Origin of the sequence: Streptomyces sp. NBC_00252 (genome assembly GCF_036187565.1) — a bacterium.
Taxonomy (GTDB): Bacteria; Actinomycetota; Actinomycetes; order Streptomycetales; family Streptomycetaceae; genus Streptomyces.
In genome coordinates this window covers 8,102,758-8,128,902 of sequence record NZ_CP108087.1, presented here as the reverse complement: position 1 = coordinate 8,128,902, position 26,145 = coordinate 8,102,758, and the positions used below count along the sequence as shown (strand labels likewise).

27 protein-coding genes are annotated in these 26,145 nt (G+C 70.5%); 10 read left to right on the top strand and 17 right to left on the bottom strand.

All coding sequences use genetic code 11. The features are described from left to right. Positions 1-19: 19 nt before the first annotated feature. From OHT77_RS36075 to OHT77_RS36065, 3 genes are all read right to left on the bottom strand, one after another. Positions 20-724: a methionine ABC transporter permease gene (locus OHT77_RS36075; protein ID WP_328832568.1), complete on the bottom strand. Its 705-nt coding sequence runs from the start codon at positions 722-724 to the stop codon at positions 20-22. Beyond that, on the bottom strand, positions 721-1,755 hold the full coding sequence (locus OHT77_RS36070) for a methionine ABC transporter ATP-binding protein (protein ID WP_328832567.1): 1,035 nt from the start codon (positions 1,753-1,755) through the stop codon (positions 721-723). Before OHT77_RS36070 ends, OHT77_RS36075 begins: the two co-directional genes overlap by 4 nt. A 325-nt stretch (positions 1,756-2,080) precedes the next feature. Then, positions 2,081-2,731 (bottom strand): HAD family hydrolase, encoded by a 651-nt coding sequence (locus OHT77_RS36065; protein ID WP_328832566.1) that lies wholly within the window; start codon positions 2,729-2,731, stop codon positions 2,081-2,083. A 50-nt stretch (positions 2,732-2,781) separates the two neighbouring features. Between OHT77_RS36065 and OHT77_RS36060 the strand changes: the two genes are divergently transcribed. After that, positions 2,782-3,141 (top strand): hypothetical protein, encoded by a 360-nt coding sequence (locus OHT77_RS36060; RefSeq protein ID WP_328832565.1) that lies wholly within the window; start codon positions 2,782-2,784, stop codon positions 3,139-3,141. A gap of 73 nt (positions 3,142-3,214) precedes the next feature. After that, positions 3,215-3,601, top strand: coding sequence for a hypothetical protein (locus tag OHT77_RS36055; protein WP_328834442.1), 387 nt, complete (start codon positions 3,215-3,217; stop codon positions 3,599-3,601). Here the strand turns inward: OHT77_RS36055 and OHT77_RS36050 are convergent. The 3 genes from OHT77_RS36050 to OHT77_RS36040 form a co-directional block, all read right to left on the bottom strand. Next, complete coding sequence (locus OHT77_RS36050) at positions 3,591-4,088, bottom strand: GNAT family N-acetyltransferase (RefSeq protein ID WP_328832564.1); 498 nt, start codon at positions 4,086-4,088, stop codon at positions 3,591-3,593. The genes OHT77_RS36055 and OHT77_RS36050 overlap by 11 nt on opposite strands. Positions 4,089-4,134: 46 nt before the next feature. Beyond that, positions 4,135-4,641 carry a sigma-70 family RNA polymerase sigma factor gene (locus OHT77_RS36045; RefSeq protein ID WP_266767020.1) on the bottom strand — a complete coding sequence of 169 codons (507 nt, stop codon included), beginning with the start codon at positions 4,639-4,641 and terminating at the stop codon, positions 4,135-4,137. A gap of 73 nt (positions 4,642-4,714) precedes the next feature. Beyond that, entirely contained in the window at positions 4,715-5,899 is a 1,185-nt protein-coding gene (locus OHT77_RS36040; RefSeq protein WP_328832563.1) for a glycerophosphodiester phosphodiesterase, read from the bottom strand. 320 nt (positions 5,900-6,219) lie between these two features. Between OHT77_RS36040 and OHT77_RS36035 the strand changes: the two genes are divergently transcribed. Next, on the top strand, positions 6,220-6,891 hold the full coding sequence (locus tag OHT77_RS36035; RefSeq protein ID WP_328832562.1) for a lysophospholipid acyltransferase family protein: 672 nt from the start codon (positions 6,220-6,222) through the stop codon (positions 6,889-6,891). A gap of 69 nt (positions 6,892-6,960) precedes the next feature. Here OHT77_RS36035 and OHT77_RS36030 read toward each other — a convergent pair whose 3' ends face one another. From OHT77_RS36030 to argH, 4 genes are all read right to left on the bottom strand, one after another. After that, positions 6,961-8,484 carry an MFS transporter gene (locus tag OHT77_RS36030; protein ID WP_328832561.1) on the bottom strand — a complete coding sequence of 508 codons (1,524 nt, stop codon included), beginning with the start codon at positions 8,482-8,484 and terminating at the stop codon, positions 6,961-6,963. Then, positions 8,481-9,047 carry a TetR/AcrR family transcriptional regulator gene (locus tag OHT77_RS36025; RefSeq protein WP_328832560.1) on the bottom strand — a complete coding sequence of 189 codons (567 nt, stop codon included), beginning with the start codon at positions 9,045-9,047 and terminating at the stop codon, positions 8,481-8,483. The genes OHT77_RS36030 and OHT77_RS36025 overlap by 4 nt, the downstream gene beginning before the upstream one ends. 81 nt (positions 9,048-9,128) lie before the next feature. Then, positions 9,129-10,100: an aldo/keto reductase gene (locus tag OHT77_RS36020; protein WP_328832559.1), complete on the bottom strand. Its 972-nt coding sequence runs from the start codon at positions 10,098-10,100 to the stop codon at positions 9,129-9,131. A gap of 150 nt (positions 10,101-10,250) precedes the next feature. Further along, positions 10,251-11,678: an argininosuccinate lyase gene (argH, locus tag OHT77_RS36015; RefSeq protein WP_328832558.1), complete on the bottom strand. Its 1,428-nt coding sequence runs from the start codon at positions 11,676-11,678 to the stop codon at positions 10,251-10,253. 247 nt (positions 11,679-11,925) lie between these two features. Here argH and OHT77_RS36010 point away from each other — a divergent pair, with 247 nt between their 5' ends. Both OHT77_RS36010 and OHT77_RS36005 read left to right on the top strand, forming a co-directional pair. Then, positions 11,926-12,792, top strand: coding sequence for a hypothetical protein (locus OHT77_RS36010; RefSeq protein WP_328832557.1), 867 nt, complete (start codon positions 11,926-11,928; stop codon positions 12,790-12,792). 131 nt (positions 12,793-12,923) lie between these two features. Further along, on the top strand, positions 12,924-13,628 hold the full coding sequence (locus OHT77_RS36005; RefSeq protein ID WP_328832556.1) for a L,D-transpeptidase family protein: 705 nt from the start codon (positions 12,924-12,926) through the stop codon (positions 13,626-13,628). 90 nt (positions 13,629-13,718) lie between these two features. On the opposite strand, the gene OHT77_RS36000 is transcribed toward OHT77_RS36005, so the two are convergent. Together OHT77_RS36000 and OHT77_RS35995 are read right to left on the bottom strand one after the other, a co-directional pair. Next, positions 13,719-15,218, bottom strand: coding sequence for a sensor histidine kinase (locus OHT77_RS36000; RefSeq protein ID WP_328832555.1), 1,500 nt, complete (start codon positions 15,216-15,218; stop codon positions 13,719-13,721). Further along, a complete protein-coding gene (locus OHT77_RS35995) occupies positions 15,218-15,955 on the bottom strand; it encodes a response regulator transcription factor (RefSeq protein WP_266776240.1) in 738 nt (245 codons plus the stop codon). The genes OHT77_RS36000 and OHT77_RS35995 overlap by 1 nt, the downstream gene beginning before the upstream one ends. Positions 15,956-16,106: 151 nt before the next feature. Here OHT77_RS35995 and OHT77_RS35990 point away from each other — a divergent pair, with 151 nt between their 5' ends. The 5 genes from OHT77_RS35990 to OHT77_RS35970 all read left to right on the top strand — a co-directional run bounded on the left by OHT77_RS35990 (position 16,107) and on the right by OHT77_RS35970 (position 20,993). After that, positions 16,107-17,459 (top strand): ferredoxin reductase family protein, encoded by a 1,353-nt coding sequence (locus tag OHT77_RS35990; protein WP_328832554.1) that lies wholly within the window; start codon positions 16,107-16,109, stop codon positions 17,457-17,459. Positions 17,460-17,466: 7 nt separating this feature from the next. Next, positions 17,467-17,937, top strand: a complete 471-nt coding sequence (locus tag OHT77_RS35985; protein WP_328832553.1) for an FMN-binding protein — start codon at positions 17,467-17,469, stop codon at positions 17,935-17,937. Between the two features lie 75 nt (positions 17,938-18,012). Further along, positions 18,013-19,395, top strand: a complete 1,383-nt coding sequence (locus tag OHT77_RS35980; protein ID WP_328832552.1) for a ferredoxin reductase family protein — start codon at positions 18,013-18,015, stop codon at positions 19,393-19,395. A gap of 19 nt (positions 19,396-19,414) precedes the next feature. Next, positions 19,415-20,200, top strand: a complete 786-nt coding sequence (locus OHT77_RS35975; protein WP_328832551.1) for an FMN-binding protein — start codon at positions 19,415-19,417, stop codon at positions 20,198-20,200. After that, positions 20,193-20,993 (top strand): FAD:protein FMN transferase, encoded by an 801-nt coding sequence (locus OHT77_RS35970; protein ID WP_401327290.1) that lies wholly within the window; start codon positions 20,193-20,195, stop codon positions 20,991-20,993. The genes OHT77_RS35975 and OHT77_RS35970 overlap by 8 nt, the downstream gene beginning before the upstream one ends. Positions 20,994-21,066: 73 nt before the next feature. Here OHT77_RS35970 and OHT77_RS35965 read toward each other — a convergent pair whose 3' ends face one another. From OHT77_RS35965 to argC, 5 genes are read right to left on the bottom strand one after another with little or no spacing between them, the layout of a single operon-like run. Beyond that, positions 21,067-21,606, bottom strand: coding sequence for an arginine repressor (locus OHT77_RS35965; protein ID WP_328832550.1), 540 nt, complete (start codon positions 21,604-21,606; stop codon positions 21,067-21,069). A gap of 19 nt (positions 21,607-21,625) precedes the next feature. Continuing rightward, complete coding sequence (locus OHT77_RS35960) at positions 21,626-22,813, bottom strand: acetylornithine transaminase (protein WP_328832549.1); 1,188 nt, start codon at positions 22,811-22,813, stop codon at positions 21,626-21,628. Continuing rightward, a complete protein-coding gene (gene argB, locus OHT77_RS35955; protein WP_328832548.1) occupies positions 22,810-23,769 on the bottom strand; it encodes an acetylglutamate kinase in 960 nt (319 codons plus the stop codon). Before argB ends, OHT77_RS35960 begins: the two co-directional genes overlap by 4 nt. After that, positions 23,766-24,920, bottom strand: coding sequence for a bifunctional glutamate N-acetyltransferase/amino-acid acetyltransferase ArgJ (gene argJ, locus OHT77_RS35950; protein ID WP_328832547.1), 1,155 nt, complete (start codon positions 24,918-24,920; stop codon positions 23,766-23,768). Before argJ ends, argB begins: the two co-directional genes overlap by 4 nt. Then, positions 24,917-25,945, bottom strand: a complete 1,029-nt coding sequence (gene argC / locus OHT77_RS35945) for an N-acetyl-gamma-glutamyl-phosphate reductase (RefSeq protein ID WP_328832546.1) — start codon at positions 25,943-25,945, stop codon at positions 24,917-24,919. The genes argJ and argC overlap by 4 nt, the downstream gene beginning before the upstream one ends. Between the last annotated feature and the right edge of the window lie 200 nt (positions 25,946-26,145).

Genomic DNA, 26,145 nt, shown 5'->3' with positions numbered 1-26,145 from the left:
GGGGATGTGCCGGGGGCGCTTACGCGGCCTTCAGCAGCCGGAGCCTGGGCCCGGGCCCGGTGCGTCCGCCGCGCCGGTGCATGGAGCGGGCCGCGTAGTCGCCGGCGAACTGGATGAGGGAGATGACGACCGCGAGGATCGCCACGGTGATCCACATCAGCTGGGTCTCGAAGCGCTGGTAGCCGTAGCGGATGGCGATGTCGCCGAGGCCGCCGGCGCCGACCGTGCCGGCCATCGCGGAGTAGCCGATGAGCGCGACGATCGTGGTCGTGGTGCTGGAGATCAGCGAGGGCAGCGACTCGGGCACGAGGACCTTGCGCACGATGGTCCAGGTGTTGCCGCCCATCGACTGCACGGCCTCGACGAGCCCGCCGTCCACTTCCCGGACAGCCGTCTCGACCAGTCGCGCGAAGAAGGGGATCGCCCCGATCGCGAGCGGCACGATGGCGGCCTCGCGGCCGATGGTCGTGCCGGTGATGGTCCGGGTGAAGCCCATCAGCGCGACCATCAGGATGATGAACGGCAGCGAGCGGGCCACGTTCACGATCTGCCCGATGACCTTGTTCGCGGCGACGTTCTGGAGCAGTCCGCCGCGGTCGGTCAGGACCAGCAGGATGCCGAGCGGGAGGCCGCCGACGACGGCGATGACCGTGGACCAGCCGACCATGTACAGCGTGTCCCAACACGCCTGGGACAGCAGGGGCTGCATCTCCGACCAGGTCACTTGGCACCTTCCTTCAGCAGTACGGGCTCCTGGCCCACCACGTCGATCTGCAGGCCCTGTTCGCGCAGGAAGCCGATCGGCACGACGTTGTCCTCGTAGCGGCCGGGCAGTTCGATGCGCATGCGGCCGACCTGGAGTCCGCCGACGGTGTCGATGGCGGCGCCGAGGATCGAGATGTCGATGTTGTAGGTGCGCGAGAGCTGCGAGATGACGGGCTGGGTCGCGGCCTCGCCGTGGAAGGTGACGTCGACGACCGTGCGGTCCGCGCCGTGCGCCTCGCCGGTGACCGGGAAGAGCGCGGAGGCCAGCTGGGAGCCGGGGGTGGCGAGCAGTTCGCTGACCGTGCCGGACTCGACGATGCGGCCGTTCTCCATGAGCGCGGCCGAGTCGCACACGTTCTTGACGACGTCCATCTCGTGGGTGATGAGCAGGACGGTCAGGCCCAGCTGCCGGTTCAGGTCGCGCAGCAGCTGGAGGATCGAGCGGGTGGTCTCCGGGTCGAGTGCGCTGGTGGCCTCGTCGGAGAGCAGCACCTTGGGGTCGCCGGCCAGCGCCCGGGCGATGCCGACGCGCTGCTTCTGGCCGCCGGAGAGCTGCGCCGGGTAGGACTTCGCCTTGTCGGCGAGCCCGACGAGGTCGAGGAGTTCGAGAGCCTTGGCGGACCGGTCCTTCCCGGACCTGCCGAGGATCTCCAGCGGCAGCTCGATGTTGTCCTGCACGGTCCGCGAGGAGAGCAGGTTGAAGTGCTGGAAGACCATGCCGATACGGCTGCGCGCCTGCCGGAGGTCCCGTCCGGCGCGCGGTCCGCGCCCGGCGAGGGCGGTGAGGTCCTGTCCGGCGACGGTGACCGTGCCGGCGGTGGGCTTCTCCAGCAGGTTGACGCAGCGGATGAGCGAGGACTTGCCGGCGCCGGACTGGCCGATGACGCCGTAGACCTCGCCTTCGCGGACGTGGAGATCGACGCCGTCGAGGGCGGTGACCTCACGGCCGCGCGAGCGGTAGACCTTGGTCAGGCCCGATGTGGTGATCACTGGGGTTCCATGACTGTCGGGTACGCGGGCGTGGGTGTGCCCTGGGTACGAGGGGGGAAATGTGCGGGGGGCGGCGTCAGTCACATACGACACGGCGCGTACGGACATGCACATGCCACAACGGCTCGCTTCGGGGCGCGAGGCTCGGGGGTGGTGCGGGGGCCCTCTAGAAGGCGCACATTCGACACATACAACGAGCACCGGGCGTCAGGGTCGCCTCGGTCGCAAGGGTGCGGCTGCTCGTCGTGGTCATGGAATCAGTAAAGCAGACGTACGGTCCTGACAAAGGGCCGCTGTCCGCATGCCGGACAGCGGCGGACGCCCGTCAGGCGCGGGCGGAGATCTCCACTCCCCCGTCGCTGACCAGCGCGGACAAGGCTGACAGGTCACTCACAACAAGGTCGGCGTCGAGCTCGTGGGCCGGGTGGGTTGTGGCCAATGCCACGGTGATCATTCCGGCCGCGCGGCCCGCCTGGAGCCCCGCCGGGGCGTCCTCGAAGACGACACAGTCGGCCGGATCGACGCCGAGCTGACGAGCGGCGAGCAGGTACGGCTCGGGGTCGGGCTTGCCGCGCGTGACGTCCTCGGCGACCACGAGGGTCTTGGGGAGGATGCCGGCGTGCGCGAGCCGGGCCTCGGCGAGGCGGCGGGTGGCCGAGGTGACGACGGCCCAGCGGTCGGCGGGCAGCGCGTCGAGGAGGTCCCGGGTGCCGGGCAGCAGGGTCGCGCCGCCGTGGGGCACGTCCTCCACCTCAAGAGCCTCGATCCGGGCGACAGCGGCCGGTACGACATCGGCGGGCAGCAGGTCGGCGGCTATCGCCACGGCGGTCCGGCCGTGCAGTTCGACCCGTGCGAAGTCCTCGGCGGTGATCCCGAACTCTTCGGCCCACCGGGTCCAGCACCTGCGCACGGATTCCAGGGAGGAGACGAGCGTGCCGTCGTTGTCGAACAGGAGGGCTTGAGCATGGATCGTCATGCGCTCGACCCTACGGTCACCGGCGCTATGGCCCGTAATAGGGTCACTGCATGCTTGATGCCCTGACGCTGGTGACCGGTGTCGCCGCGCTGCTGCTCGCCGCCTGGTGCGGCTGGGCGGCCTACCGTGATCAGCCGACCAAGGACTGGCACTTCATCGGCATGGCGGTGGTCACGCTGCTGGCCACGGTCCAACTGGTGGTCGGGATCGTGCAGTTGGCGCGCGGCGAGAAGGCGGAGCAGGGCACGGCGATCTTCGTGGCGTATCTGCTGGGCGCGTTCGCGGCCGTCCCGGCGGCGGGTTTCATGTCCCTGACGGAGCGCACCCGCTGGGGTTCGATCACGGCCGCGGCCGGCGGAGTGGTCCTCGCCGTGCTGGAAGTGCGGCTCTACGACATCTGGGGAGGCTGAGGTGACGACCACGGACGAGAACGCGCAGGAGGACTCGGCGGAGCAGCCGAAGCGGCTCATCAGCGGGCCGGGCATGCTGCTCGTCTGGTTCTACGGGGTGATGGTCGTCGGCGCGGTCTCCCGCTCGGTGTACCAGATCGCCACCGAGTTCGACCGGGCCCCGCTCGCCTACTCGCTGTCGGCCGTGGCGGGTGTGGTGTACGGCTTCATCACGTACTCCCTGATCCGCGGCGGTGAGACGGCCCGCAGGGCGGCACAGGTCTGCTGCGCCGCCGAACTCGCGGGTGTGCTCATCGTCGGGACGCTGACCGTGTTCGACAGCTCGGCGTTCCCGGACGCGACGGTCTGGTCGTACTACGGCGCGGGGTACATCTTCATCCCCGTGCTGCTGCCGCTGTCCGCGCTGTACTGGCTGCGCAAGAACCGCACGACCGGCACCGCCGACACCGTCACGCCGTAGCGACGTACGCCTCGACCGGCTTCTCCAGGACGATCATCGGTACGCCGTCGTCGCCCTGGGAGGTGCCTACGGTCTCGTAGCCGACGCGGCGGTAGAGGCGGAGGTTGCCCTCGCTGCGGTGGCCGGTGTGGAGGCGGAACTTCTTGGCGCCGCGCTCCTCGGCGAGGGCCGATTCGGCCGCGCGGAGGAGGCGGGCGCCGATGCCGTGGCCCTGGAGGCGCGGGTGGACGCAGAGCTTGCCGATGGCGGCCGCGCCGTCCTCGGTCACCGTGCCGCGGACCGATCCGACCACCTCCTCGCCCAGCCGGGCGACGTAGACGCAGTCGGCGCCGACCTCGCTCTTGACCGATTCGAGACTCTGGACGAGCGGGTCGATGCGGTAGTTGCCGTACAGCGCCGCCTCGCTCTGGAAGCACAGGTACTGCAGCCTGAAGATCTGTTCTGCGTCCTGCTCGGTCGCCACCGAGATGGTCACGCTCATGCCCATGTGCGCACGCCTCCCGCTCACCTGATCGCCACTTGATTCCTCACTCCTATCCCCGTGCTTCGAGCGCCGCAACCTCCGGCGTCAGCAATCGCCGAAGACATCCCAGACATCTGGAACGTTCCGGGCCGAGACTGCCCTGTGAGATACCCAACTCCCCCGCGATCTCGCGGTAGGTGAGGTCCTTCGGCGACAGCAGCGCCCCCAGCAGCCGCGGGCACCGGCCGGGCAGCCGACTCACCGCGTCGTGCAGCGCGCGGTACCGCGCCGCCGTCAGCGCGGCCTGCTCCGGGCCGCGGTCGCTCTCGTCGACGGGATCATCGCCGTACGACTGTTCCAGGCGGGCGGTACGACGGGTGCGGCGGGCCTCCGAGCGGACCGCGCGGCGCAGCCAGCGCTGCGGGTCGACCGGTGGGCCGGAGGTGTCGAGGAGCTCCAGGAGGCGGACCCAGACGGCCTGTTCGAGGTCGCCGGGCTCCGTTCCCGAGGCATATGCCTCGGCCGAGGCCTCGGCGGCGAGCAGTGGGCGCAGGGTGGCGACGAGTTGGTGTGTCATATGCGGCACGACGCGGCCGCCCCGGCACGAGGTTGCCGGGGCGGCCGTCTGTCACTCCAACGGGGCGCGGTGCTCAGCCGTTGACGAAGTCCGCGCGGGCCAGCAGACCGGTGTCGGCGTTGTCGGTGAAGACGCCGTCGATGCCGGTGGCGAAGTACCGCTTGAAGGCGCCGAACGCGTCGCCGTAGGCGTCCGCGGCCGTGCCCTTCTGGTACTCCTTCGGCAGGAAGGGGTTCTCGTTGCGCATGGTGTAGGGGTGCAGGATCAGGCCCGCCTTGTGCGCGTCGGCGACGAGGGTCGTCTCCTTGTTCAGGCTGCCGTCCGCGTTCTTCGTGATGATCAGGTCGAGCGTCGGGCCCAGGCCGTCCGCATACGTCGCGATCTCGGCGAGACCCTTCGGCTTGACCAGGTCGTCGACCGTGCGCGGGTCGCCCTGGTCGATGAAGTCGAAGGGCCGGGTGCCCGTGCCGGACAGCAGCACGACCAGCGGGTTGCCGACCAGCTTGTTGATCCGCGCGATGCTGGTCGGCTCGAAGGACTGGATCAGGACGGGCGAGTTCCTACGGTCCTTGCCGTGCCGGCGCAGGATCGTCGAGAGCAGCTTCTCCATCTCGAAGCCGCGCTTGCGGAAGTAGGTGGGGTGCTTCATCTCGGGGTAGATCCAGACCTGCTTGCCGCGCTTGCGGGTCTGCTCGTCCTGCCACGCGAGCACCTCCTCGAAGGTGGGGATCTCCCAGCGGCCGTTGTAGAGCATGTTGTGCGGGCGGTTGACCGGGATGCGCTCGATCGCGCGCAGGGTCTTCAGCTCGGCGAGCGTGAAGTCCTCGGTGAACCAGCCGGTCGTGGAGACGCCGTCGAGCAGCTTGGTGGTCTTGCGGCTCGCGAACTCGGGGTGGTCGGCGACGTTCGTCGTGCCGCCGATCTCCGGCTCGTGCCGGCAGACCAGGTGCCCGTCCTTGGTGGGGACCAGGTCACCGGCCTCGACGATGTCGGCGCCCAGGTCGAGAGCCAGGTTGTACGAGCCGAAGGTGTGCTCCGGGCGGTAGCCGCTGGTACCGCGGTGACCGATGATCGTCGGCTTGGGCAGGTCCTTCAGACCGCCGCCACCGTGCCGGGCCGTCGTGGCCTCGGCGGCTCTCGCCGCGCCCGCCGGTCCGAGCGCGGCCACTCCCGCGCCGAGCACGGCGGCGCCGAGCAGCGCCCGTCGCCCGGTGCCGTTGGCTCGCTCGTTCGGCCCCTGCGTTCCCTGCGTGTCCATGAAACCTCCTGGCGTCGCCCCGTCGCTGCGCGCCGATCGTAGGTGCGCGCAGATGACGGGCGGGAGACCTCGGCCGGAACACGACGGTGACGCTGGATGTCGTACTGGATGGCAGGTTTGACCCGCCGTCACCAAGGAACGCGAGATGCGTCACAACATGGCGGCCCGGTTACGGGACGGTCCTGGCGCGGCACCGCAGGTAAACGTGCGTCAACACTGCGTAAGACCTCGGTGAACCCGATGTGCAATACCCCGGGCGCCGCGAGTATCGTCCTCACCTGCACAGATTTATATCGAACCCCTTGACACCGGAGGGCCCGTTGTCCCGCTTCGCGCTCATCAAGGCAGTGCTCGGACCGATCATGCGCCTGATGTTCCGCCCCCAGGTGGAGGGAATCGAGCACATCCCGGGAGACGGTCCGGTGATCCTCGCCGGCAACCACCTCACGTTCATCGACTCGATGATCCTTCCGCTGGTCTGCGACCGGCAGGTGCTGTTCATCGGCAAGGACGAGTACGTCACCGGCGAGGGGTTCAAGGGCCGTCTCATGGCCTGGTTCTTCACCGGCGTCGGGATGATCCCGGTGGACCGGGACGGGGCGAACGGCGGGGTCGCCGCGCTGATGACCGGCCGCCGCATCCTCGAAGAGGGCAAGGTCTTCGGCATCTACCCCGAGGGAACCCGCTCACCCGACGGCCGGCTCTACCGGGGCCGGACCGGCATCGCCCGCCTCACGATGATGACGGGCGCACCGGTGGTGCCGTTCGCGATGATCGGCACGGACAAGTTGCAGCCGGGCGGTGCGGGTATCCCCCGCCCGGGGAAGGTCACTGTCCGGTTCGGCGAGGCGATGGAGTTCTCCCGGTACGAGGGGATGGACCGGGACCGGTATGTGCTGCGGGCCGTGACCGACTCCGTGATGACTGAGGTCATGCGGTTGTCGGGGCAGGAGTACGTGGACATGTACGCCACCAAGGCGAAAGCCGCCTAAGGGTTCGTTGTCGGGTGCGGGTGCGTGGGGGCTGGTCGCGCAGTTCCCCGCGCCCCTGAAAACATCCCCTCAGGCGGCGTTTTCCAGGTTCTGCCCCTTGAGCATGAACCATGCTGCAACTGCCGTTGCCAGTAGGACTGTTGCGCCCACCGCCGACGCCACGCTCAGCCCGCTGACGAAGGCATCTCTCGCCGAGGTCAGCATTTCCTGGGAGGCGTGGGCGGGCATGGTTGCCGCCGCCTCCACCGCGCCGCCCAGTGACTCGTGCGCGCCGCTCGGTGTGCCTGCCGGGGCCGCGAAGCCTCGGTACACGCCCGTCACGATGGAGCCGAGTACGGCGATGCCCAGGGCCGCGCCCAGCTCGTAGGCCGTTTCCGAGACCGCCGATGCCGCGCCTGCCTGTTCCTTCGGTACGGAGGACAGGATGACGTCGGCTGTCACGGTGAAGGAGAAGCCCGCGCCGATGCCGACGACCAGGAGGGCGGCGCCGAGCACCGGGTAGGCGGTGGACTGATTCAGGGTGGTCAGTGCGGCCAGGGACAGGCCGACCGCTGCCAGGCCGCCGGCGACGATCGCCCGGACCGAGAAGCGGCGGGCCGCCCGTCCCGCGATCAGGCCGGCCGCCACCGCGCCCACTGCCGCGGGTATTTCGGCCAGGCCCGCCTCGAACGGGCCGCGCCCCTGGACCAGTTGAAGGTACTGGGAGAGGAAGAAGACCAGGCCCGACAGACCCAGGATGGTCAGCAGGTCGGCCAGGACCGCCGCGCTGAAGCCGCGGTTGCGGAACAGGCGCATGTCCAACAGGGGCGCGGGGAGCGTGAGTTGGCGGCGGACGAACCAGTACAGGGCCGCCGCGCCCAGCGCGCCCACCGCGAGTGAGGGCAGCTCGAAGCCGTGGGTCGCGGCCTCCTTGACGGCGTAGACCACTCCGATCACGCCGATCAGGGAGAGGGTGACGCTGATCAGGTCCCAGGGGCCGGGATTGGGGTTCTTGGACTCCGGGAGCGTCTTGATGCCGACGAGGACCAGGACCGCCATCACGGGCAGGTTGATGAGGAAGACCGAGCCCCACCAGAAGTGTTCGAGGAGGAAGCCGCCCGCCACGGGGCCGACTGCCGTGCCGGCGGAGGCAGTTGCGCCCCAGATGCCCACGGCGAGGCTGCGTTCGCGCGGGTCGTGGAAGAGGTTGCGGATCAGGGCGAGGGTGGCGGGCATCAGGGTCGCGCCCGCGACGCCGAGGAGCGCCCGGGCCAGGATCATCAACTCCGGTGTGGACGCGTAGGCGTTGAGGACCGAGATCGCGCCGAACGCCGTGGCGCCGATCAGCAGGATCTTCTTGCGGCCGATGCGGTCGCCGAGGCTGCCCATCGACACGAGCAGACCCGCGATGACGAAGGAGTAGACGTCGCCGATCCACAGGAGTTGGGTGCCGGACGGCTTCAGGTCCTCGCTGATGTAAGGCGTCGCGAGGCCCAGGACGGTCGCGTCCACGGCCACCAGCAGCACGGCGAGCACGAGGACGGAGAGCGCGAGCCAACGGCCCGGGCGCTTCTCCGTCTCCGACGCGACCGCCGGCCGCAGGGTGCTGGTCATGATTCCTCTCTCCGTGTTTCGTCTCTGCGTAGTGCGCCGCCGAGCAGCAGCTCGACGATCATGTGCGTGAAGTCGTTGGCCGCGACCCTGCCCTCCTGGACCGCCCAGGCGCCGGAGGCCAGCAGGCCGTACAGCGCCTCGGTGAGCCAGGCCGGGGTGAGGTCGATGCGGAACTCGCCGCTGGACTGGCCGCGCCGGAAGAGGGCGGCGATCCGCTGGTCGATCCGGTTCCAGCCCGTGTTCTGCTGCTCGCCCTCGAACAGCTGGTTCTCGCTGTAGAGGAACGCGAGCAGTCCGGCCGCGGGCTCGATCGCCCGCACCAGCCGTCGTACGGCGTCGGCGGCCGGACCCTCGTCCAGCCGGGCCGCGTCCAGCGCGGACTCGCACTCGGCGATGCCCAGCGCCTCCAGCGCGCGCACCAGCGCGTCCCGCCCGGCGAACTGCCGGTGCAGCGTGGCCCGGCTGATCCCGGCCGCTTTGGCGACCTCGTCCATGGTGGACGTGGATTTCCGGGTGAGCAGCGCGGCCGCGCTGCGGAGTACGTGGTCACGGTCGACGGCCATGAGACAACAGTAACCCATGTGAGACACATCTGTCTCATGGCGGGCATGCGTGGCTCATGGCCGGGTCGGCTCAGCCGATCGTCAGTGCCAGGGCAGCGAACCCCGCCGCGCCCAGTACGCCTGCGGGTCCTCGGCGAGCGCGTCGAGACGGGCGAGCTGGTCGTCGGTGAGGTCCACGACCGCCGCGTGCAGGTTGGAGGCCAGCTGCCCCACGGTCGCCGCGCCGGAGAGGGCCACGCCCGCCCACGGCCGGCGCAGGATCAGCGCCAGGGCGATCGCGTCCGTGTGCAGGGACGTCTCCTCGGCCACGGCCTTCAGGGCGTCCGGCGCGTACGGCTCCGCGAGCCTGCCGTTGGCCATGCCCTCCTTGACGATCACCGTGAGCCCGGCGTCGTGGGCCTCGGCGAGGGCAGGGCCCGCGGAGGTCTCCAGGGCGTTGTACGTCGACTGGACGGTACGGAAGAGGGGCTCGCCGTCGACCGTCACGGTGAGCGCGGCGCGGATCGCGTCGGCTTGCGCGGGGCCGCTGGTGGAGAAGCCGATGGTCACTCCGGTTGCCGCCAACTCGGCGAGTTCCGCGTGGAGTTGCTTGTCGGTGAGGGCCGGGCTCTCCGGGGTCACCGAGTGGATCTGGTAGAGGTCGAGGCGGTCGCCGAGCAGGTCGGCGGTCTCGGCGCGCTGGCGCTCGTAGGTCCGGACGCTGTGGTCCTTGACCTCGTGCGTCTCGGCGTCCGCCGACCAGTCCGCGGTGTAGGTGTAGCCCCACTTGCTGCCGACCACGAGGTCGTCGAGGTCGGGGTGGGCGTTCAGCCAGTCGGCGAGGAACTCCTCGGAGCGGCCGTAGGAGCGGGCCGCGTCGAAGTAGCGGACGCCCTGCGCGTAGGCGGCGTCCAGGAGCTCGTGGGTCCGGGTGCGGAGGGCTTCCACGGTGCGGTGCTCGCCGAGGTCTTCTTCCCGGCCCAGGTTGATGTAGCCGGGGCGGCCCAGCGCGGCGAGACCGAGTCCGATGTGGCTGGTGGGGGTTGTCGCTGTGGCCAGTCGGGCGAAGGGCATCGCGGGCTCCGGTTGGTCGGCTCCAGTTACGGCTTCGACCAACGTAACCCTTGATGACCTTCGCCCCGCAGCTCGGGTTGTCGCGGTGCGTTCGGCGGGTGCGGGTGCGTTGTGGCTGGTCGCGCAGTTCCCCGCGCCCCTGAAAGCGACCTAACTCTTCGCCGTCGACCAGGCGTGCTGGGTCGCCACGTCGCGCTTCACCTCTGCCAGTTGGATGGCCACCGCGCTCGGGGCCGTACCGCCCCGGGCATTGCGGGAGGCGAGGGCGCCGGGGACGTTCAGGACCGTCCGGACGTCCGGGGTCAGGTGGGGGGAGATCTTGGCGAACTGCTCGTCGGTCAGTTCGTCGAGTTCCTTGTTCTCGGCCTCGGCGACCTTGACGCACTCGCCCGCGACCTCGTGGGCGACACGGAAGGGGACGCCCTGCTTGACCAGCCACTCGGCGATGTCGGTGGCGAGGGAGAAGCCGGCCGGGGCCAGTTCCTCCATGCGGTCGCGGTGGATGGTGAGGGTGGCCATCATGCCGGTGAACGCCGGGAGCAGGACCTCGAGTTGGTCGATGGAGTCGAAGACCGGCTCCTTGTCCTCCTGGAGGTCGCGGTTGTACGCGAGGGGCAGCGCCTTGAGCGTGGCCATCAGGCCGGTCAGGTTGCCGATCAGGCGGCCCGACTTGCCACGCGCCAGCTCCGCGATGTCCGGGTTCTTCTTCTGCGGCATGATCGACGAACCCGTGGAGAACGCGTCGTGCAGGGTCACGAAGGAGAACTCCTTCGTGTTCCAGATGATGATCTCCTCGGCGATCCGGGAGAGGTTCACCCCGATCATCGCGGTGATGAAGGCGAACTCGGCGACGAAGTCACGCGAGGCCGTGCCGTCGATCGAGTTCGCGACCGAGCCGTGCTCGAAGCCGAGGTCCTTCGCCACCGCCTCCGGGTCCAGGCCGAGGGAGGAACCCGCGAGCGCTCCGGAGCCGTAGGGCGAGACGGCCGTCCGCTCGTCCCACTGCCGCAGGCGTTCCGCGTCCCGGGACAGGGACTGGACGTGCGCGAGGACGTGGTGGGCGAACAGGACCGGCTGGGCGTGCTGGAGGTGGGTGCGGCCGGGCATCGCCACGTCCGGGTGGGCCTCCGCGAGGCCGACCAGCGCGTCCTGGAGGTCGGCGATCAGGCCGCCGATCGACCGGGCGTGGTCGCGCAGGCACATCCGGAAGAGGGTGGCGACCTGGTCGTTGCGGGACCGGCCGGCGCGCAGCTTGCCGCCGAGGTCGGGGCCGAGGCGCTCCAACAGGCCGCGTTCCAGGGCCGTATGGACGTCCTCGTCGGCGATCGTGCCGACGAAGGAGCCGTCGGCGACGTCCGCTTCGAGCTGGTCGAGGCCCGCGAGCATCCGGGTCAGCTCGTCGTCGGTGAGGAGGTTCGCCTTGTGCAGCACGCGCGCGTGGGCGCGGGAACCGGCGATGTCGTAGGGCGCGAGCCGCCAGTCGAAGTGGACGGACGCGGACAGCTTCGCCAGGGCCTCGGCGGGACCGTCGGCGAAACGACCGCCCCAGAGCCGTACGTCACCGCTGTTGCTGCTCACTTGCGCTGCTCCTCTAAGGCCGTGGATGGGTCGTCGTGCTGGATTCTGCCGCGTCGCGCGTGGTCCAGCCGTGTGGTCCAGCCGCACCGTCTCGCATGCATGATTATGCAGAGTACTGCATGACTCGTCAATTTTAGGGGGCCTTGAACACCAGCAACCGCTTTCCCGTACCTCTCGCCGAACGCAGGCGCCGCGTTTCCCCCATGAGTCACCCCCCGTTATCCCCTGACCCGAGTGAGGCATTCGCATGTCCAGGGCTCTCCGCAAGTACAACAAGCGTCGCGTCGTGTTCATCGGCGGTGCCGCCGCCGTGGTGCTGTCCGGCGCGGTCATCGCCGGTTCCGCTCTCGCCGGTACGCCGGACAAGAACAGCACCGCGCAGAGCGCCCGGACGCTGGCCGACCCGGGGACGATCACCTGCCCCGACGTGAAGTCGCAGCTCCCGGCGGTCCCGGCGTCGGCGCAGGCCGAGGTCGACCGGAACCTCACCCTCCTCGACACCCAGATCGCCGAGGCCAACAAGCGCCTCGTCGACACCGTTGGACAGGGCGGGGCAAACTTCGTCCAGAACGCGATCCTCGGCCCGCTGAAGGACAAGCGCGTCTCCACCATCGACCGCATCGCCATCGCCATCGGGCGTCAGGGCACCAAGCCCACCGGGCTCGACGCGCTCGCCGCGTGCACGCTCAACTCGGCCGGTTCGACCGGGACCGGCGGGGAAACCGGCTCTACGGGGGCCACGGACACGGCGGCCCCGGGTGCCACCGCCTCCGCCACCCAGGCGGCCGGGGGCACGGACGACACCGGCGCGTCGAGCGCGGTCGGTACGATCTCGTGCCCCGACGTGAAGTCGCAGCTCCCGGCGGTGCCGGCGTCGGCACAGGCCGAGGTCGACCGCAATCTCGCCCTTCTGGACACCCAGATCGCCGAGGCCAACAAGCGGCTCGTCGACACCGTCGGACAGGGCGGAGCCAACTTCGTCCAGAACGCGATCCTCGGCCCGCTGAAGGACAAGCGCGTCTCCACCATCGACCGCATCGCCATCGCCATCGGGCGTCAGGGCACCAAGCCTTCCGGCCTCGACTCCCTGGCCGCCTGCACGCTCACCAAGTGACGTGACAGGCAGCCGTGGCCGCCCCGATGATCGCCGGCCGGGGCGGCCACGGTGGTGTCCGGGCCGCGGCGCGTTGCCTGTTCGGCCCACCTGAGCTGCCGTCAGCGCGGTCACGCTCTAGCGTCTGGGCCATGCGTCCTGGTGTTGTCGCCCTTGCGTCCGCGTCCCTGCTTCTGCTGCTCGGGGCGGTGCCCGCGCGTGCGGTGGAGCCTCCGGTGCCGGCGTCGCTCGCGGACACCGGGGGCGGCAGTCAGCTGATCCTCGCGCAGGCGCCCGGCGTCAACTCCACTGCCGGGACGCTCAGTTGGTGGGACCTGCGGGACGGGGTGTGGGTGCAGGCCGGTTCTGCCGCCGCTCGGTTCGGGGCGAAGGGGCTGGTCGAGGGTGGGGCTCGGCGGCAGGGTTCGTACACCACTCCCACCGGGTTGTACGACCTTCCGTTCGCCTTCGGGATTCAGGCCGCTCCGGGTGGGACTCGGGTCAAGTACCGGCGGGTGGGCGGGAGTTCGTGGTGGTGCGAGGACGCGGATTCCCGGGTCTACAACCGGTGGAGTGAGCCGCTCGCCGGGGACTGCCGGGCCGGTGAGTCCGAGCGGTTGAGTTCCTATCCGACGCAGTATGCGTATGGGCTTGTCATCGGGTTCAACTACGCCAAGCCTGTGAAGGGGCGGGGGGCCGGGATCTTTCTGCATGTCAACGGGCGTGGGGCTACCGCCGGTTGTGTGTCTGTGCCGGTGGATGCGATGCGGCGGATCCTGGGGTGGGTTGACCCTGGGCGGGGGCCGCATATTGCCATCGGGACGGTGAGTGGGGTTACGGCTATTACTCGGTACTGAGCTCGCTTGAGCGCCGTTGGGGTTCTGGTTGTGTGGCGGATGCTCGCCCGTTGTGGCTGGTCGCGCAGTTCCCCGCGCCCCTAAGGGCGATTAGGGTGCCGGGAGTTTCACTGTGAATGTTGTTGACCCTGGGGTGCTTTCCAGGGTTACGGCTCCCCCGTGGGCCTCTGTCACCGCCGCGACGATCGACAGGCCCAGGCCCGCTCCTCCGCCGCCGCCCTCTGTCCGGCGGCGGTCCGCTCGGGTGAAGCGTTCGAAGACTCCTGGCTGGGTCTCGGGTGGGACGCCCGGGCCGTCGTCGTGGACCAGCAGGTACGTCGCCGCGTCCGTCTTCTCCACCGTCACCGTCACCTTGGTGCCGGGCGGAGTGTGCAGGCGCGCGTTGACCAGCAGGTTGGCCAGCACCTGTTGGAGGCGGTGGGCGTCGCCGTCGACGGTGACCGGGTCCTCCGGGAGTCGGAGGTTCCAGCGGTGGTCGGGGCCCGAGGCCCTGGCGTCGGTGATCGCGTCGAGGACCAGGCGGGTGAGGTCGACGGGGTGGCGTTCGAGGGGGCGCCCCGCGTCGAGGCGGGCGAGGAGAAGCATCTCGTCGACCATGACGCCCATGCGGGCCGACTCGGCCGTGATGCGTTCCAGGGCCCGGGTGACCTTCGGCGGGACCGGGTCCGGGTGCAGGAGAGCCAGTTCGGCGTGGCCCCGGATCGACGCCACCGGGGTGCGCAGTTCGTGGCTGGCGTCGGCGGCGAAGCTCCGTAGCCGTTCCTCGCTGGCGTGCCGGTGGGTGAGCGCGTCCTCGACATGGCCGAGCATGCGGTTGAAGGCACCGGCGAGCCTGCCCACCTCGCTGCGCGGATCGGACTCGGGCGCCCTGGGCGGCAGGGTCACCTCCCCGCTGGCCAGCGGGAGTTCGCTGACCCGGGTGGCGGTGGCGGCGACGCGGCTCAGGGGCCGTAGCGACCAGCGCACCCAGAGCGCGCCCGCGAAGCCCGCGGCGAGGAGGGCCGCGCCGAAGACGATCGCGGCGACCGCCTCCAGCCGGTGGACGGCGGCTTCCACCGACTCCAGCGGAAGCCCGGTGATCATCACGTCGCCGTCCCTGCCCGCGGCGGCCAGGACGCGGTAGCCGCCGAGGGACGAGAGGCGGATGGTGCGGGCCCTGCCGCCGACCGGCACCGCGGACAGTTCCCTCCGGTCCCGCCCCGAGAGGGTCACCTTCAGGTCGGTCGTGGTGTCGTCCTTGTCGGCGGGCACGACCGCCGCGTTGGTGACAGTGCCGTCGACCAGGCGGGCGCCGAAGGTACCCGGCGCCTGTCTGCGGGTGTCGCCGCGTTCCCGGTCGTCGGCGTCGTGGTCGGTCAGCGTCTGGCCCTTGTGCTCGAGACTGGCCGGGAACTGGGTGCCGACCTCGGTCAGCTGCTGGTCGAGCCGGCCGGTGAGGAAGCCGTCCAGCTCGATCACGGCGGCCACCCCGACGGCGGCACAGCTGACCGCGAGCAGCACCACCAGGCCCGCCGTCAGACGCGCCCGCAGGGTGTGCGGGCGGGGCAGTGCGCGCAGCCATCGCCCGACGGCCCGCCGTGCCGTGGTCATCACGCCACCGGCTTGAGCACGTACCCGGCCCCGCGCACGGTGTGGATCATGGGTTCCCGGCCCGCGTCCAGTTTCTTGCGCAGGTAGGAGATGTACAGCTCGACCACATGGGCCTGGCCGCCGAAGTCGTAGGACCAGACGCGGTCGAGGATCTGGGCCTTGCTGAGGACGCGGCGCGGGTTGCGCATGAGGAAGCGGAGCAGTTCGAACTCGGTCGGGGACAGGTCGACGAGGTGTCCCGCGCGGCTGACCTCGCGGGCCTCCTCGTCCATGACCAGGTCGCCTACGACGATCCGGGGGCCCTCCTCCTGCTGGCGGGCCATACCCGCGCGGCGCAGCAGTCCGCGCAGCCGGGCGACGACCTCCTCCAGGCTGAAGGGTTTGGTGACGTAGTCGTCGCCGCCCGCGGTGATGCCGGCGATGCGGTCCTCGACCGTGTCCCGTGCGGTGAGGAAGAGGACGCAGACGTCGGGCTTGACCTCGTGCAGGGAGCGCAGCACGGCGAAGCCGTCGGTGTCGGGGAGCATCACGTCGAGGACGACGGCGTCGGGCCGCAGCTCGCGGGCCCCGGCGAGCGCGGAGGCGCCGTCGCCGGCCGCGCGGACCTCCCAGCCCTCGTAGCGCAGGGCGCCGGACAGCACCTCGGCGAGGTCGGGGTCGTCGTCGACCACGAGGACGCGCACGGGGGTGCCGTCGGGGCGGGTGAGGGCCGGTCGGCCGGAGCGGGTCGTGTTCATGGCGCTTACCAGCATCTCTCCTCGCGGCGCCCCCGGCCGCCGTGGGCCGCTCTGAGTTTCCTCTGAGAAAGCTGAGAATGCCGTCCGCTCAGAGATCCCTCAGAAGTTCGGCCCGCACAGTGGGGTGCAGGACGGGTGAAGGGACACACACATGACCACCGTGTACGAACGGCGGACGGCACCGCCCGTGGCGCCCGCCCCCCGGCGTTCGCCGGCGGGCGCGGTGCTCGGGCTGCTGTGGGCCGGGGCGGCGGCCGCGGTCGCCCTCTGGTGGGCGGACACCGGCTCGGTGGTGGGAGCGGCGGGCTGGCTGAGCGGAATCGGCCGGATGGCCGGGCTGCTGTGCGGGTATGCCTGCGCGGTTCTCGTCGGACTGATGGCGCGGGTGCCGCTGCTGGAGCGGCGGGTCGGCTCGGACCGGGTGGCCCGCTGGCATGCGATGGCCGGCCGCTACACGGTCTGCCTGCTCGTCGTGCACGTCGTGTTCATCCTGCTCGGCTACGCGGCCCAGGACCGTGCCTCGGTCGTGCACGAGACGGTCACGGTGGTCCTGGACTACCCGGACATGCTGAAGGCGACGTTCGGCGCGGTCATCCTGTTCGCGGTCGGCATCACCTCGGCCCGCGCCGCCCGCCGCAGGCTCAGCTACGAGTTCTGGTACTACGTCCATCTCCTCACGTACGCCGCCGTGTTCCTCGCCTTCTTCCACCAACTGAGCCTGGGCAACGAGTTCAACGGCCACGCCGGAGCCACCGCCGCCTGGTACGCCCTGTACCTCGGGGTCGCTGCCCTCGTCCTCTGGTACCGGATCCTCGCCCCGGTGCGGCTCAATCTGCGGCACCGGCTGCGGGTGGAGTCCGTGCACCCGGAGGCGCCGGGTGTGTACTCGGTCGTCGTCCGCGGGCGCCATGTCGAGGAACTCGGCGCGCAGGCGGGGCAGTTCTTCCGCTGGCGGTTCTTCGGCGAGGGCATGGGCTGGGCGTCGACGCCGTACTCGCTGTCGGCGCCGCCGCGCCGGGACCTGCTGCGGATCACGGTCAAGGCACTGGGTGACCACAGCGCGGCCGTGTCGCTGCTGCGGCCTGGCGCGCGGGTGTGGGCGGAGGGGCCGTACGGCTCGCTGACCGCCGAACGGCGCACCGGGCAGCGGTCGTTGCTCGTCGCGGCCGGGGTCGGGATCACGCCGTTGCGCGCGCTGTTCGAGACGCTGCCCGGTGAGGTGACGCTGCTGTACCGGGCGCGGACCGCCCAGGACCTGGCGCTGGGCGCCGAGTTGGAGGCCATCGCGCGGTGGCGCGGCGCGAAGGTGCTGTACGCGCTGAACGGACCGCAGGGGCAACGGCCCTCGCTCGGGCCGGAGTTCCTGCGTGAGGCCGTGCCCGGTCTCGCCGGGCACGACGTCTACATCTGCGGTCCGCACGCGTTCGCCCAGGACCTTTACCAGGCGCTGCGTGCCGCCGGTGTGCCGGACCGTCGTATCCACCACGAGTCGTTCGAGCTGTGAGGCCGTCGTGCATCCGTTGAGGAAGAACCGTCCGCTGCGCCGGATCGTGCTGGCGAGCGCGGTCACCGCGTCCGGCCTGGTGATGCTGCTGGCGCTGAAGCCGCACACGGCACCCGCGATAGCCGTGGCGCCCGCGCCGGCCGCGTCCAGCTCCTCCGGCGCCAACTCCGGTACGGGTTCCGGCGGTTCGACCGCCACCGGCACCAGGACCGTCACCGGCGAGACCGCGCAGACCCGTTGGGGTCCCGTGCAGGTGAAGATCACGCTGACGAACGGCAGGATCACCGATGTCAGCGCGGTCCAGTCGCCGTCGGACAATCCGCGCGACCAGGAGATCAACTCCTATGCCCTGCCGGAGTTGCGACGCGAGGTGCTCGCCGCGCAGAGCGCGAAGATCGACACCGTGTCGGGAGCCACCTACACAAGTGACGGTTACCGCCAGTCACTTCAGTCCGCACTGGACTCCGCGGGACTCTGAACGCACAGGCGCAACGGCACGTACTTCAGGGCCAAGGGACCAGCCCACCCCCCTTGCCCCGTCCACGGAGGAACCGTGACCACCACGCTCGCAGGCGGACGTGCCGCCCGCCGCCAGACGATGCGCCGCATCCGCCCGCGCCGCTCCCCAGCGACCCTGCTGCTGCTCGCCGTCTGGGCGGGCGCGGTCGGGGTGCTGTGGCTGTGGTGGCACAACACGCCGTCCATCGCCGACCAGAACGGCAAGATCCTCAACGCGGGCCGCATCACCGGCCTGTTGGCGGGCTACCTGATGGCACTCGTCGTGCTGCAGATGGCCCGGGTGCCCGCCCTGGAACGCCGGGTCGGCTCCGACCGGGTCGCCCGCTGGCACGCGATGAGCGGCCGCTACACGCTCTGCCTGGTCCTCGCGCACGTCTTCCTCATCATGTGGGGCTACGCCCTCCAGGCGGGCAAGACGCTGAGCGACATCGTCCAGCAGACCATCGACTCGGTGAACCAGCTGCCCGACATGGGCAAGGCCGCCATCGGCACCGGCCTGTTCCTGCTCATCGGCCTCTCGTCGATCGGCGGCATCCGCCGCAGGCTGCCGTACGACCTGTGGTACCACGTGCACCTGCTGACGTACGCGGCGGTGTTCTTCACCTTCTGGCACCAGATCAGCACCGGCAACGACTTCGCGCTGACGCCGATCGCCAAGACCGTCTGGTACGGGCTCTACGGCACGGTCACCGCGCTGGTGGTCTGGTACCGGATCCTCACGCCGATCCGCCTCAACATGCGGCACCGGATGCGCGTCGAGGCGGTCATCGAGGAGACGCCCGGCATCGTGTCGGTGCTGATCAGCGGGCGCAAACTGCACCGGATCGGCGCGGAGGCGGGGCAGTTCTTCCGCTGGCGGTTCCTGGCGCCGGGCATGCGCTTCAGTTCGCACCCCTACTCGCTGTCGGCGGCGCCCCGCCCGAACATGCTGCGGATCACGGTCAAGGCGATCGGCGACCACAGCGCCCGGCTGCGCGAACTGCGGCCCGGCACCAAGGTGTGGGCCGAGGGCCCCTACGGCGCGCTGACCTCGCAGCGGCGCTCCCGCGGCAAGGTGCTGCTGGTCGCGGGCGGCGTCGGCATCACGCCGATGCGCGCCCTGTTCGAGACGCTGCCCGGCGCGGCCGGTGACATCACGCTGCTCTACCGCGCCAACACCACCCAGGACCTGGCGCTGTGGGACGAGCTGGCGAAGATCGCCGACGAGCGCGGCGCCCGGCTGATGTACGCGGTGAACAGCCCCGACGGGGAACGCCCCGACATCTCGGCGGAGTCCCTGCGGCGCAAGATCACCGACATCGACGACCACGACGTCTTCATGTGCGGGCCGCCCGGCTTCGCGCAGTCGGTCTACGAAGCACTGCGCGGCGCGGGGGTCCCCGCCCGCCGCATCCATCACGAGTCGTTCGAGATGTGAGCGACGGGAGTCAGGAGCGATGAAGAAGAGCCACCCCATCCGGCGTGTTCTGCTCGCGAGCGCCGCCACCGTGTCCGGGATCGTGCTGCTGCTCTCCCTGAAGCCGGCGTCGGATCCAGCGGCGTCCGCACAGGGTGCGGCGGCCCAGGAGACCGCCGCCGCCCAGGAGTCGCCCCAGGGCGGTGCCGCGGCGGCCGGGACCTCGACGGTCACGGGCGCCGTCGCCCAGACCCAGTACGGGGTCGTCCAGGTGCGCCTGACGGTCGCGGGCGGCAAGATCACCAAGGCCGAGGCCGTCCAGGCGCCGCACGGCGGGACCAGCGACCAGAAGACCGCGCTGTCCGTGCCGAAACTCAACCAGGAGGTCGTCGCCACCCAGAGCGCGGACATCACGTCCGTGTCCGGGGCGACCTACACGAGCGGCGGCTACAAGCAGTCGCTGCAGTCGGCGATCGACAAGATGAAGACGGCCGGCGCCAACACGCCCGCCCCGTCGAAGAGTTCGGCCGCCGGAGCGGGTCAGGCCGCCCAGGCCAAGACCGTCACCGGTGATGTCGCGACGACCGAGTACGGTCCGGTCCAGGTCCGGATCACCGTCGCGAACGGCAAGATCACCAAGGCCGAGGCGATCCAGGCGCCGAAGGGCGGGACCAGCGACCAGAAGACCGCGCTGGCGATCCCCAAGCTCAACCAGGAGGCCGTGGCCGCCGGGAGCGCGACCATCGACTCCGTGTCGGGCGCGTCGTACACGAGCGGCGGTTACAAGCAGTCCCTGCAGTCGGCACTGGACAAGGCCGGTGGCTGACACGGTGACCGATCCCGCGGAGGCTCCCGCCGTGCTGCGGCACGCCGAGGAGGTCATGGGGACGGTGTTCTCCTTCGACATCCGCGGCGGGGAGCCCGACGCCGTGCGCGCCGCGCTGGAGCAGGCGATCGCCCTGCTCCACCGCGTGAACGAGGTGTTCAGCACCTACCGCGACGACAGCCAGGTCTCCCGGCTGGCCCGCGGCGAGCTGACCCTCGCGGAGTGCGACGCCGAGGTCGCCGAGGTGCTGGAGCTGGGCGCCGAGGCGGAGCGGGTCAGCGCCGGCTGGTTCAGCACGACGTACGAGGGCCGGCTCGACCCGACCGGCATCGTGAAGGGCTGGGCCGCCGAGCGCGCGGCCGGGCTGTTCACGGCGGCCGGGGTGAGCGGGGTCAGCGTCAACGGCGGCGGTGACGTCCAGATGTTCGGTACGCCGGGACCGCACCGGCCCTGGCGGGTCGGGGTCTCCGATCCGCTGCGCCCGGGCGGTCTCGCGGCCGTGATCTCGGCGGCGGGCGCCGACGAGCTGGCCGTGGCGACCTCCGGCACGGCGGAGCGCGGGGCGCACATCGTGGACCCGTCCACCGGCAAGTCCGCGGTGACCGACCTGGTCGCCGTCACCGTCGTGGCACCCCGTCTGACCTGGGCCGACTGCTGGGCCACTGCCGCGTTCGCGATGGGCTCGCGCGAGGGTCTTGCCTGGCTGGAGTCGCTGCCGGACGTCGAGGCGCTGCTCATCACGGCGGGCGACGAGGTGCGCTGCACGGGCGGACTGGCGGCCCGCCTCGGGTAGGGATCCCCCATGCGAGTCGGGGGCGCACCGGACAACTCCGGTGCGCCCCCGACTCGTTGCCCCTGCGGGTACGTCAGTGGTCGTTCTGCGCCAGCCGCAGCAGATGGTCCGCGAGGGCCTGGCCGCCGAGCGGGTCCCGGCTGATCAGCAGGAGTGTGTCGTCGCCGGCGATGGTGCCGAGGATGTCCTGCAGTTCGGCCTGGTCGATGGCCGACGCGAGGAACTGGGCGGCGCCGGGCGGGGTGCGCAGGACCACGAGGTTGGCGGAGGCCTCCGCGGAGATCAGCAGCTCGGAGGAGAGCCGCCGCATCCGCTCCTCCTTCGCCGACTCCCCCAGCGGCGCGCGCGGGGTGCGGAAGCCGCCCTCGCTCGGTACCGCGTAGATGAGGTCGCCGTCGTTGTTGCGGATCTTCACCGCGTTCAGCTCGTCCAGGTCCCGGGAGAGCGTCGCCTGGGTGACGCTCAGCCCGTCGTCGGACAGCAGCTTCGCCAACTGGCTCTGGGAGCGCACCGGTTGCCGGTTGAGGATGTCCACGATCCGGCGGTGGCGGGCGGTCCGGGTCTGCGGCACGGCCGGTCCCGCTGTGTGCTCGTGCTCCTGCGCCTGGCTCATCGTCGACTCATTCTCCGGATCATCCGTCCCCCTTGGCCACGTCCAGGACACCGGGCAGCGCCCGGAGGAACGCGTCCGCCTCGTCGTCGCCGAGGTTCAGCGGTGGCATCAGCCGTACGACATCGGGGGCGGGCGCGTTGACCAGGAAGCCCGCGTCCTGAGCCGCCTGTTGCGCCTGGGGCGCGAGCGGCTCGGTGAGCACGATACCCAGGAGGAGGCCCGCACCCCGGACATAATCGATCAACGGGTGACCCAGCGACTCGATCCCGTCCCGCAACTTCTCGCTCTGCCGCTTGACGTTCTCCAGCAACCCCTCGTTCGCGATGGTGTCGAGAACGGCGAGTCCGGCGGCGCACGCGACCGGGTTGCCGCCGAAGGTCGTGCCGTGGTGGCCAGGCTGGAGCAGGTCGGCGGCGCGTCCGAAGGCGACGGTGGCGCCGAGCGGCAGCCCGCCGCCGAGCCCCTTCGCGAGGGTCACGACATCGGGCAGCACACCCTCGTGGGCCTGGTACTCGAACCAGTGCCCGGTCCGGCCGACCCCGGTCTGCACCTCGTCCAGGACCAGCAGCGCGCCGTGCGCCGCGGTGATCGCGCGGGCCGCCTTCAGGTAGCCGGCGGGCGGTACGACCACGCCGTTCTCGCCCTGGATCGGCTCGATGATGACGAGCGCGGTGTCGTCGGTGACGGCGGCGGCCAGCGCCTGCGCGTCGCCGTAGGGCACGTGCGTGACATCGCCGGGCAGCGGCAGGAACGGCTCCTGCTTGCCGGGCTGGCCGGTGAGGGCGAGGGAGCCCATCGTCCGTCCGTGGAAGGCACCCTGCGTGGCGACCATGTGCTGACGGCCCGTCAACCGGCCGATCTTGAAGGCGCCTTCGTTGGCCTCGGCGCCCGAGTTGCAGAAGAACACCTTGCCGTCCCGGCCGAACCGCTCGAGAAGCCGTTCGGCGAGCGTGACGGGCGGTTCGGCGATGAACAGGTTGGAGACGTGGCCGAGTCGGGCGATCTGTGTGCTGACGGCCTCGACGATCGCCGGGTGCGCGTGCCCGAGGGCGTTGACCGCGATCCCGCCGACGAAGTCCGTGTACTCGTTGCCGTCGGCGTCCCACAGCTTGGCGCCCGCGCCGCGGACGAGGGGGAGCTTGGGGGTGCCGTAGTTGTTCATGAGCGACCCCTGCCAGCGCTGGGTCAGCTCCTCGTTCGCGGTCATACGGCATCCCCCTGCTTCTTGCCGGCCTTCTTGGCGGACTTCTTCTTGGCGGACTTCGCGTCGGGCAGCTCGTCCGGCACGACCATCGTGCCGATGCCCTCGTCGGTGAAGATCTCCAGCAGGATCGAGTGCTGGACCCGGCCGTCGATGACGCGGGCGGTGTTCACACCGTTGCGCACGGCGTGCAGACAGCCCTCCATCTTCGGCACCATCCCGGAGCTCAACTCCGGGAGCAGCTTCTCCAGTTGGGTGGCGGTGAGGCGGCTGATCACCTCGTCGCTGTGGGGCCAGTCCTCGTAGAGACCCTCGACGTCCGTGAGGACCATGAGAGTCTCGGCCCCCAGCGCAGCAGCGAGAGCCGCAGCAGCCGTGTCAGCATTGACGTTGTAGACATGTCCGTCGTCCTCGCTCCTCGCGATCGACGAGACGACCGGGATACGGCCGTCGGCGAGCAGTGCCTCGATCGCGCCCGTGTCGATGGCGGTGATCTCGCCCACCCGCCCGATGTCGACGAACTCCCCGTCGATCTCGGGCAGATGCTTGGTGGCGGTGATGGTGTGCGCGTCCTCGCCGGTCAACCCGACGGCGAGCGGCCCGTGTTGGTTGAGCAGCCCGACCAGCTCGCGCTGCACCTGGCCCGCGAGGACCATCCGTACGACGTCCATGGCGTCCTCGGTGGTGACGCGCAGGCCGGCCTTGAACTCGCTGACGATGCCGTGCCGGTCGAGGGCGGCGCTGATCTGCGGGCCGCCGCCGTGCACGACGACGGGCTTGAGTCCCGCGTGGTGCAGGAACACGACGTCCTGCGCGAACGCGGCCTTCAGGTCCTCGTCGACCATGGCGTTGCCGCCGAACTTGATGACGACGGTCCTGCCGTTGTGCCGGGTCAGCCAGGGCAGCGCCTCGATGAGGATCTGCGCCTTGGGCAGCGCGGTGTGCTTGCGGGTGGTGCTCATGACGAGTACGCGCTGTTCTCGTGGACGTAGTCCGCGGTGAGGTCGTTGGTCCAGATCGTCGCGGTCTCGGAGCCGGCGGCCAGGTCGGCGACGATGTGCACCTCGCGGTAGCGCATGTCGACCTTCTCGCGGTCCTCGCCGACGCCGCCGTTCTTGCAGACCCAGACACCGTTGATGGCGACGTTGAGCTGGTCCGGCTCGAAGGCGGCCTTGGTGGTGCCGATCGCGGACAACACCCGTCCCCAGTTGGGGTCTTCGCCGTGGATGGCGCACTTGAGGAGGTTGTTCCGGGCGATGGAACGACCGACTTCCACGGCCTCGTCCTCGCTGGCGGCGTTGACGACCTCGACCTTGATGTCCTTGCTCGCGCCCTCGGCGTCCCGGATGAGCTGCTGGCCCAGGTCGTCACAGACGGCACGCACGGCCTCGGCGAACTCGGCCTGTTCCGGGGTGACTTGGGAGGCGCCGGAGGCGAGCAGCAGCACGGTGTCGTTGGTGGACATGCAGCCGTCGGAGTCGACGCGGTCGAAGGTGGTGCGGGTGGCGGCCCGAAGTGCCGCGTCCAGTACGGCACTTTCGACGTCGGCGTCGGTGGTGAGGACGACGAGCATGGTGGCGAGACCGGGGGCGAGCATGCCCGCACCCTTGGCCATACCGCCGACGGTCCAGCCGTCCTTGGAGGTCACGACGGCCGTCTTGTGGACGGAGTCGGTGGTCTTGATGGCGATGGCGGCCTTCTCACCGCCGTGCGGGGAGAGTTGACCGGCGGCTGCCTCGACCCCCGGCAGCAGCTTGTCCATCGGGAGCAGCAGCCCGATGAGCCCGGTGGAAGCGACGGCGACCTCGGCGGCGTTCAGGCCCAGCGTGTCGGCGACCTTCTCGGCGGTGGCGTGCGTGTCCTGGAAGCCCTTCGGGCCCGTACAGGCGTTGGCACCACCGGAGTTGAGGACGACGGCGGAGACCTTGCCGCCCTTCAGCACCTGCTCGGACCAGAGCACCGGCGCGGCTTTGACGCGGTTGGAGGTGAAGACGCCCGCGGCGGCGAGGCGGGGCCCGGTGTTGACCACGAGGGCCAGGTCCGGGTTGCCGTTCTCCTTGATCCCGGCGGCGATGCCCGCGGCCGTGAATCCCTGTGCTGCCGTCACACTCACGGCGCGACTCCGATCGTCGTCAGCCCCGTGGACTCGTCGAGCCCGAGGGCGAGGTTCATGCTCTGGACGGCACCGCCCGCGGTGCCCTTGGTCAGGTTGTCGATGGCGCTGATCGCGATGATGCGGCCCGCGGCCTCGTCGTACGCGACCTGCACCTGAACGGCGTTGGAACCGTAGACGGACGCCGTCGCCGGCCACTGCCCCTCGGGGAGCAGGAAGACGAACGGCTCGTCGGCGAAGGCCTTCTCGTAGACGGCGCGCACGGACTCGCCGGTGACGCCGGGCTTCGCCTTGGCGCTGCACGTGGCGAGGATGCCGCGGGGCATCGGCGCGAGGGTCGGCGTGAAGGACACGGTGACGGGCTCGCCGCCCGCCGCGCCGAGGTTCTGGATGATCTCGGGGGTGTGCCGGTGGCCGCCGCCGACGCCGTACGGGGACATCGACCCCATGACCTCACTGCCGAGCAGGTGCGCCTTGGGAGCCTTGCCGGCGCCCGAGGTCCCGGACGCGGCGACGATCACGGCCTCGTTCTCGGCGAGACCTGCGGCGTACGCGGGGAAGAGCGCGAGGGAGACGGCGGTCGGGTAGCAGCCGGGCACGGCGATGCGCCTGGTCCCGGCCAACTCGGCGCGGGCGCCCGGGAGTTCGGGTAGACCGTAGGGCCAGGTGCCGGCATGCGCGGAGCCGTAGAACTTCTCCCAGTCGGCGGCGTCCTTCAGCCGGAAGTCGGCGCCCATGTCGACGACGAGGACGTCCGGGCCGAGCTGCTCGGCGACGGCGGCGGACTGTCCGTGCGGCAGCGCGAGGAAGACGACGTCGTGTCCTGCGAGGACCTCGGGGGTGGTTTCCTGGAGGACGCGACCGGCGAGCGGCAGCAGGTGCGGCTGCAGTGCGCCGAGTTTCTGTCCGGCGTTGGAGTTGCCGGTCAGAGCACCGATCTCGACCTCGGGGTGAGCCAGGAGCAGACGCAGCAGTTCCCCACCCGCGTACCCACTCGCTCCGGCCACCGCCGCACGTACCGCCATGGAACCCTCCTCTTCGATGGCATGACTATACGTTTCGCTGCACGTTTATGCAATCTGAGTGAGTGGGTATGCACACAGGCTGTGCGACGGAGAATTTTAGTTGGCACATGGAGAACGCTGGTTGGCAAATCTTGGTCCCGTCACGCTGTGTTGCGGGCAGTACCGGCGAAACGCCCCCGTCGCCGGTCGAGTGGTGCTTC

Bases quoted from the DNA above. Each gene is read 5' to 3' on its own strand.
- OHT77_RS35990 (WP_328832554.1), top strand. From the start codon at position 16,107: ATGACCACCGTGTACGAACGGCGGACGGCACCGCCCGTGGCGCCCGCC.
- OHT77_RS36040 (WP_328832563.1), bottom strand. From the start codon at position 5,899: ATGGACACGCAGGGAACGCAGGGGCCGAACGAGCGAGCCAACGGCACC.
- argB (WP_328832548.1), bottom strand. From the start codon at position 23,769: ATGAGCACCACCCGCAAGCACACCGCGCTGCCCAAGGCGCAGATCCTC.
- OHT77_RS35965 (WP_328832550.1), bottom strand. From the start codon at position 21,606: ATGAGCCAGGCGCAGGAGCACGAGCACACAGCGGGACCGGCCGTGCCG.
- OHT77_RS36045 (WP_266767020.1), bottom strand. From the start codon at position 4,641: ATGACACACCAACTCGTCGCCACCCTGCGCCCACTGCTCGCCGCCGAG.
- OHT77_RS36020 (WP_328832559.1), bottom strand. From the start codon at position 10,100: ATGCCCTTCGCCCGACTGGCCACAGCGACAACCCCCACCAGCCACATC.
- OHT77_RS36060 (WP_328832565.1), top strand. From the start codon at position 2,782: ATGCTTGATGCCCTGACGCTGGTGACCGGTGTCGCCGCGCTGCTGCTC.
- OHT77_RS36005 (WP_328832556.1), top strand. From the start codon at position 12,924: ATGCGTCCTGGTGTTGTCGCCCTTGCGTCCGCGTCCCTGCTTCTGCTG.
- OHT77_RS35960 (WP_328832549.1), bottom strand. From the start codon at position 22,813: ATGACCGCGAACGAGGAGCTGACCCAGCGCTGGCAGGGGTCGCTCATG.
- OHT77_RS36000 (WP_328832555.1), bottom strand. From the start codon at position 15,218: ATGACCACGGCACGGCGGGCCGTCGGGCGATGGCTGCGCGCACTGCCC.
- OHT77_RS36010 (WP_328832557.1), top strand. From the start codon at position 11,926: ATGTCCAGGGCTCTCCGCAAGTACAACAAGCGTCGCGTCGTGTTCATC.
- OHT77_RS36065 (WP_328832566.1), bottom strand. From the start codon at position 2,731: ATGACGATCCATGCTCAAGCCCTCCTGTTCGACAACGACGGCACGCTC.
- OHT77_RS36025 (WP_328832560.1), bottom strand. From the start codon at position 9,047: ATGGCCGTCGACCGTGACCACGTACTCCGCAGCGCGGCCGCGCTGCTC.
- OHT77_RS35995 (WP_266776240.1), bottom strand. From the start codon at position 15,955: ATGAACACGACCCGCTCCGGCCGACCGGCCCTCACCCGCCCCGACGGC.
- argC (WP_328832546.1), bottom strand. From the start codon at position 25,945: ATGGCGGTACGTGCGGCGGTGGCCGGAGCGAGTGGGTACGCGGGTGGG.
- OHT77_RS36030 (WP_328832561.1), bottom strand. From the start codon at position 8,484: ATGACCAGCACCCTGCGGCCGGCGGTCGCGTCGGAGACGGAGAAGCGC.
- OHT77_RS36050 (WP_328832564.1), bottom strand. From the start codon at position 4,088: ATGGGCATGAGCGTGACCATCTCGGTGGCGACCGAGCAGGACGCAGAA.
- OHT77_RS36055 (WP_328834442.1), top strand. From the start codon at position 3,215: ATGCTGCTCGTCTGGTTCTACGGGGTGATGGTCGTCGGCGCGGTCTCC.
- OHT77_RS35975 (WP_328832551.1), top strand. From the start codon at position 19,415: ATGAAGAAGAGCCACCCCATCCGGCGTGTTCTGCTCGCGAGCGCCGCC.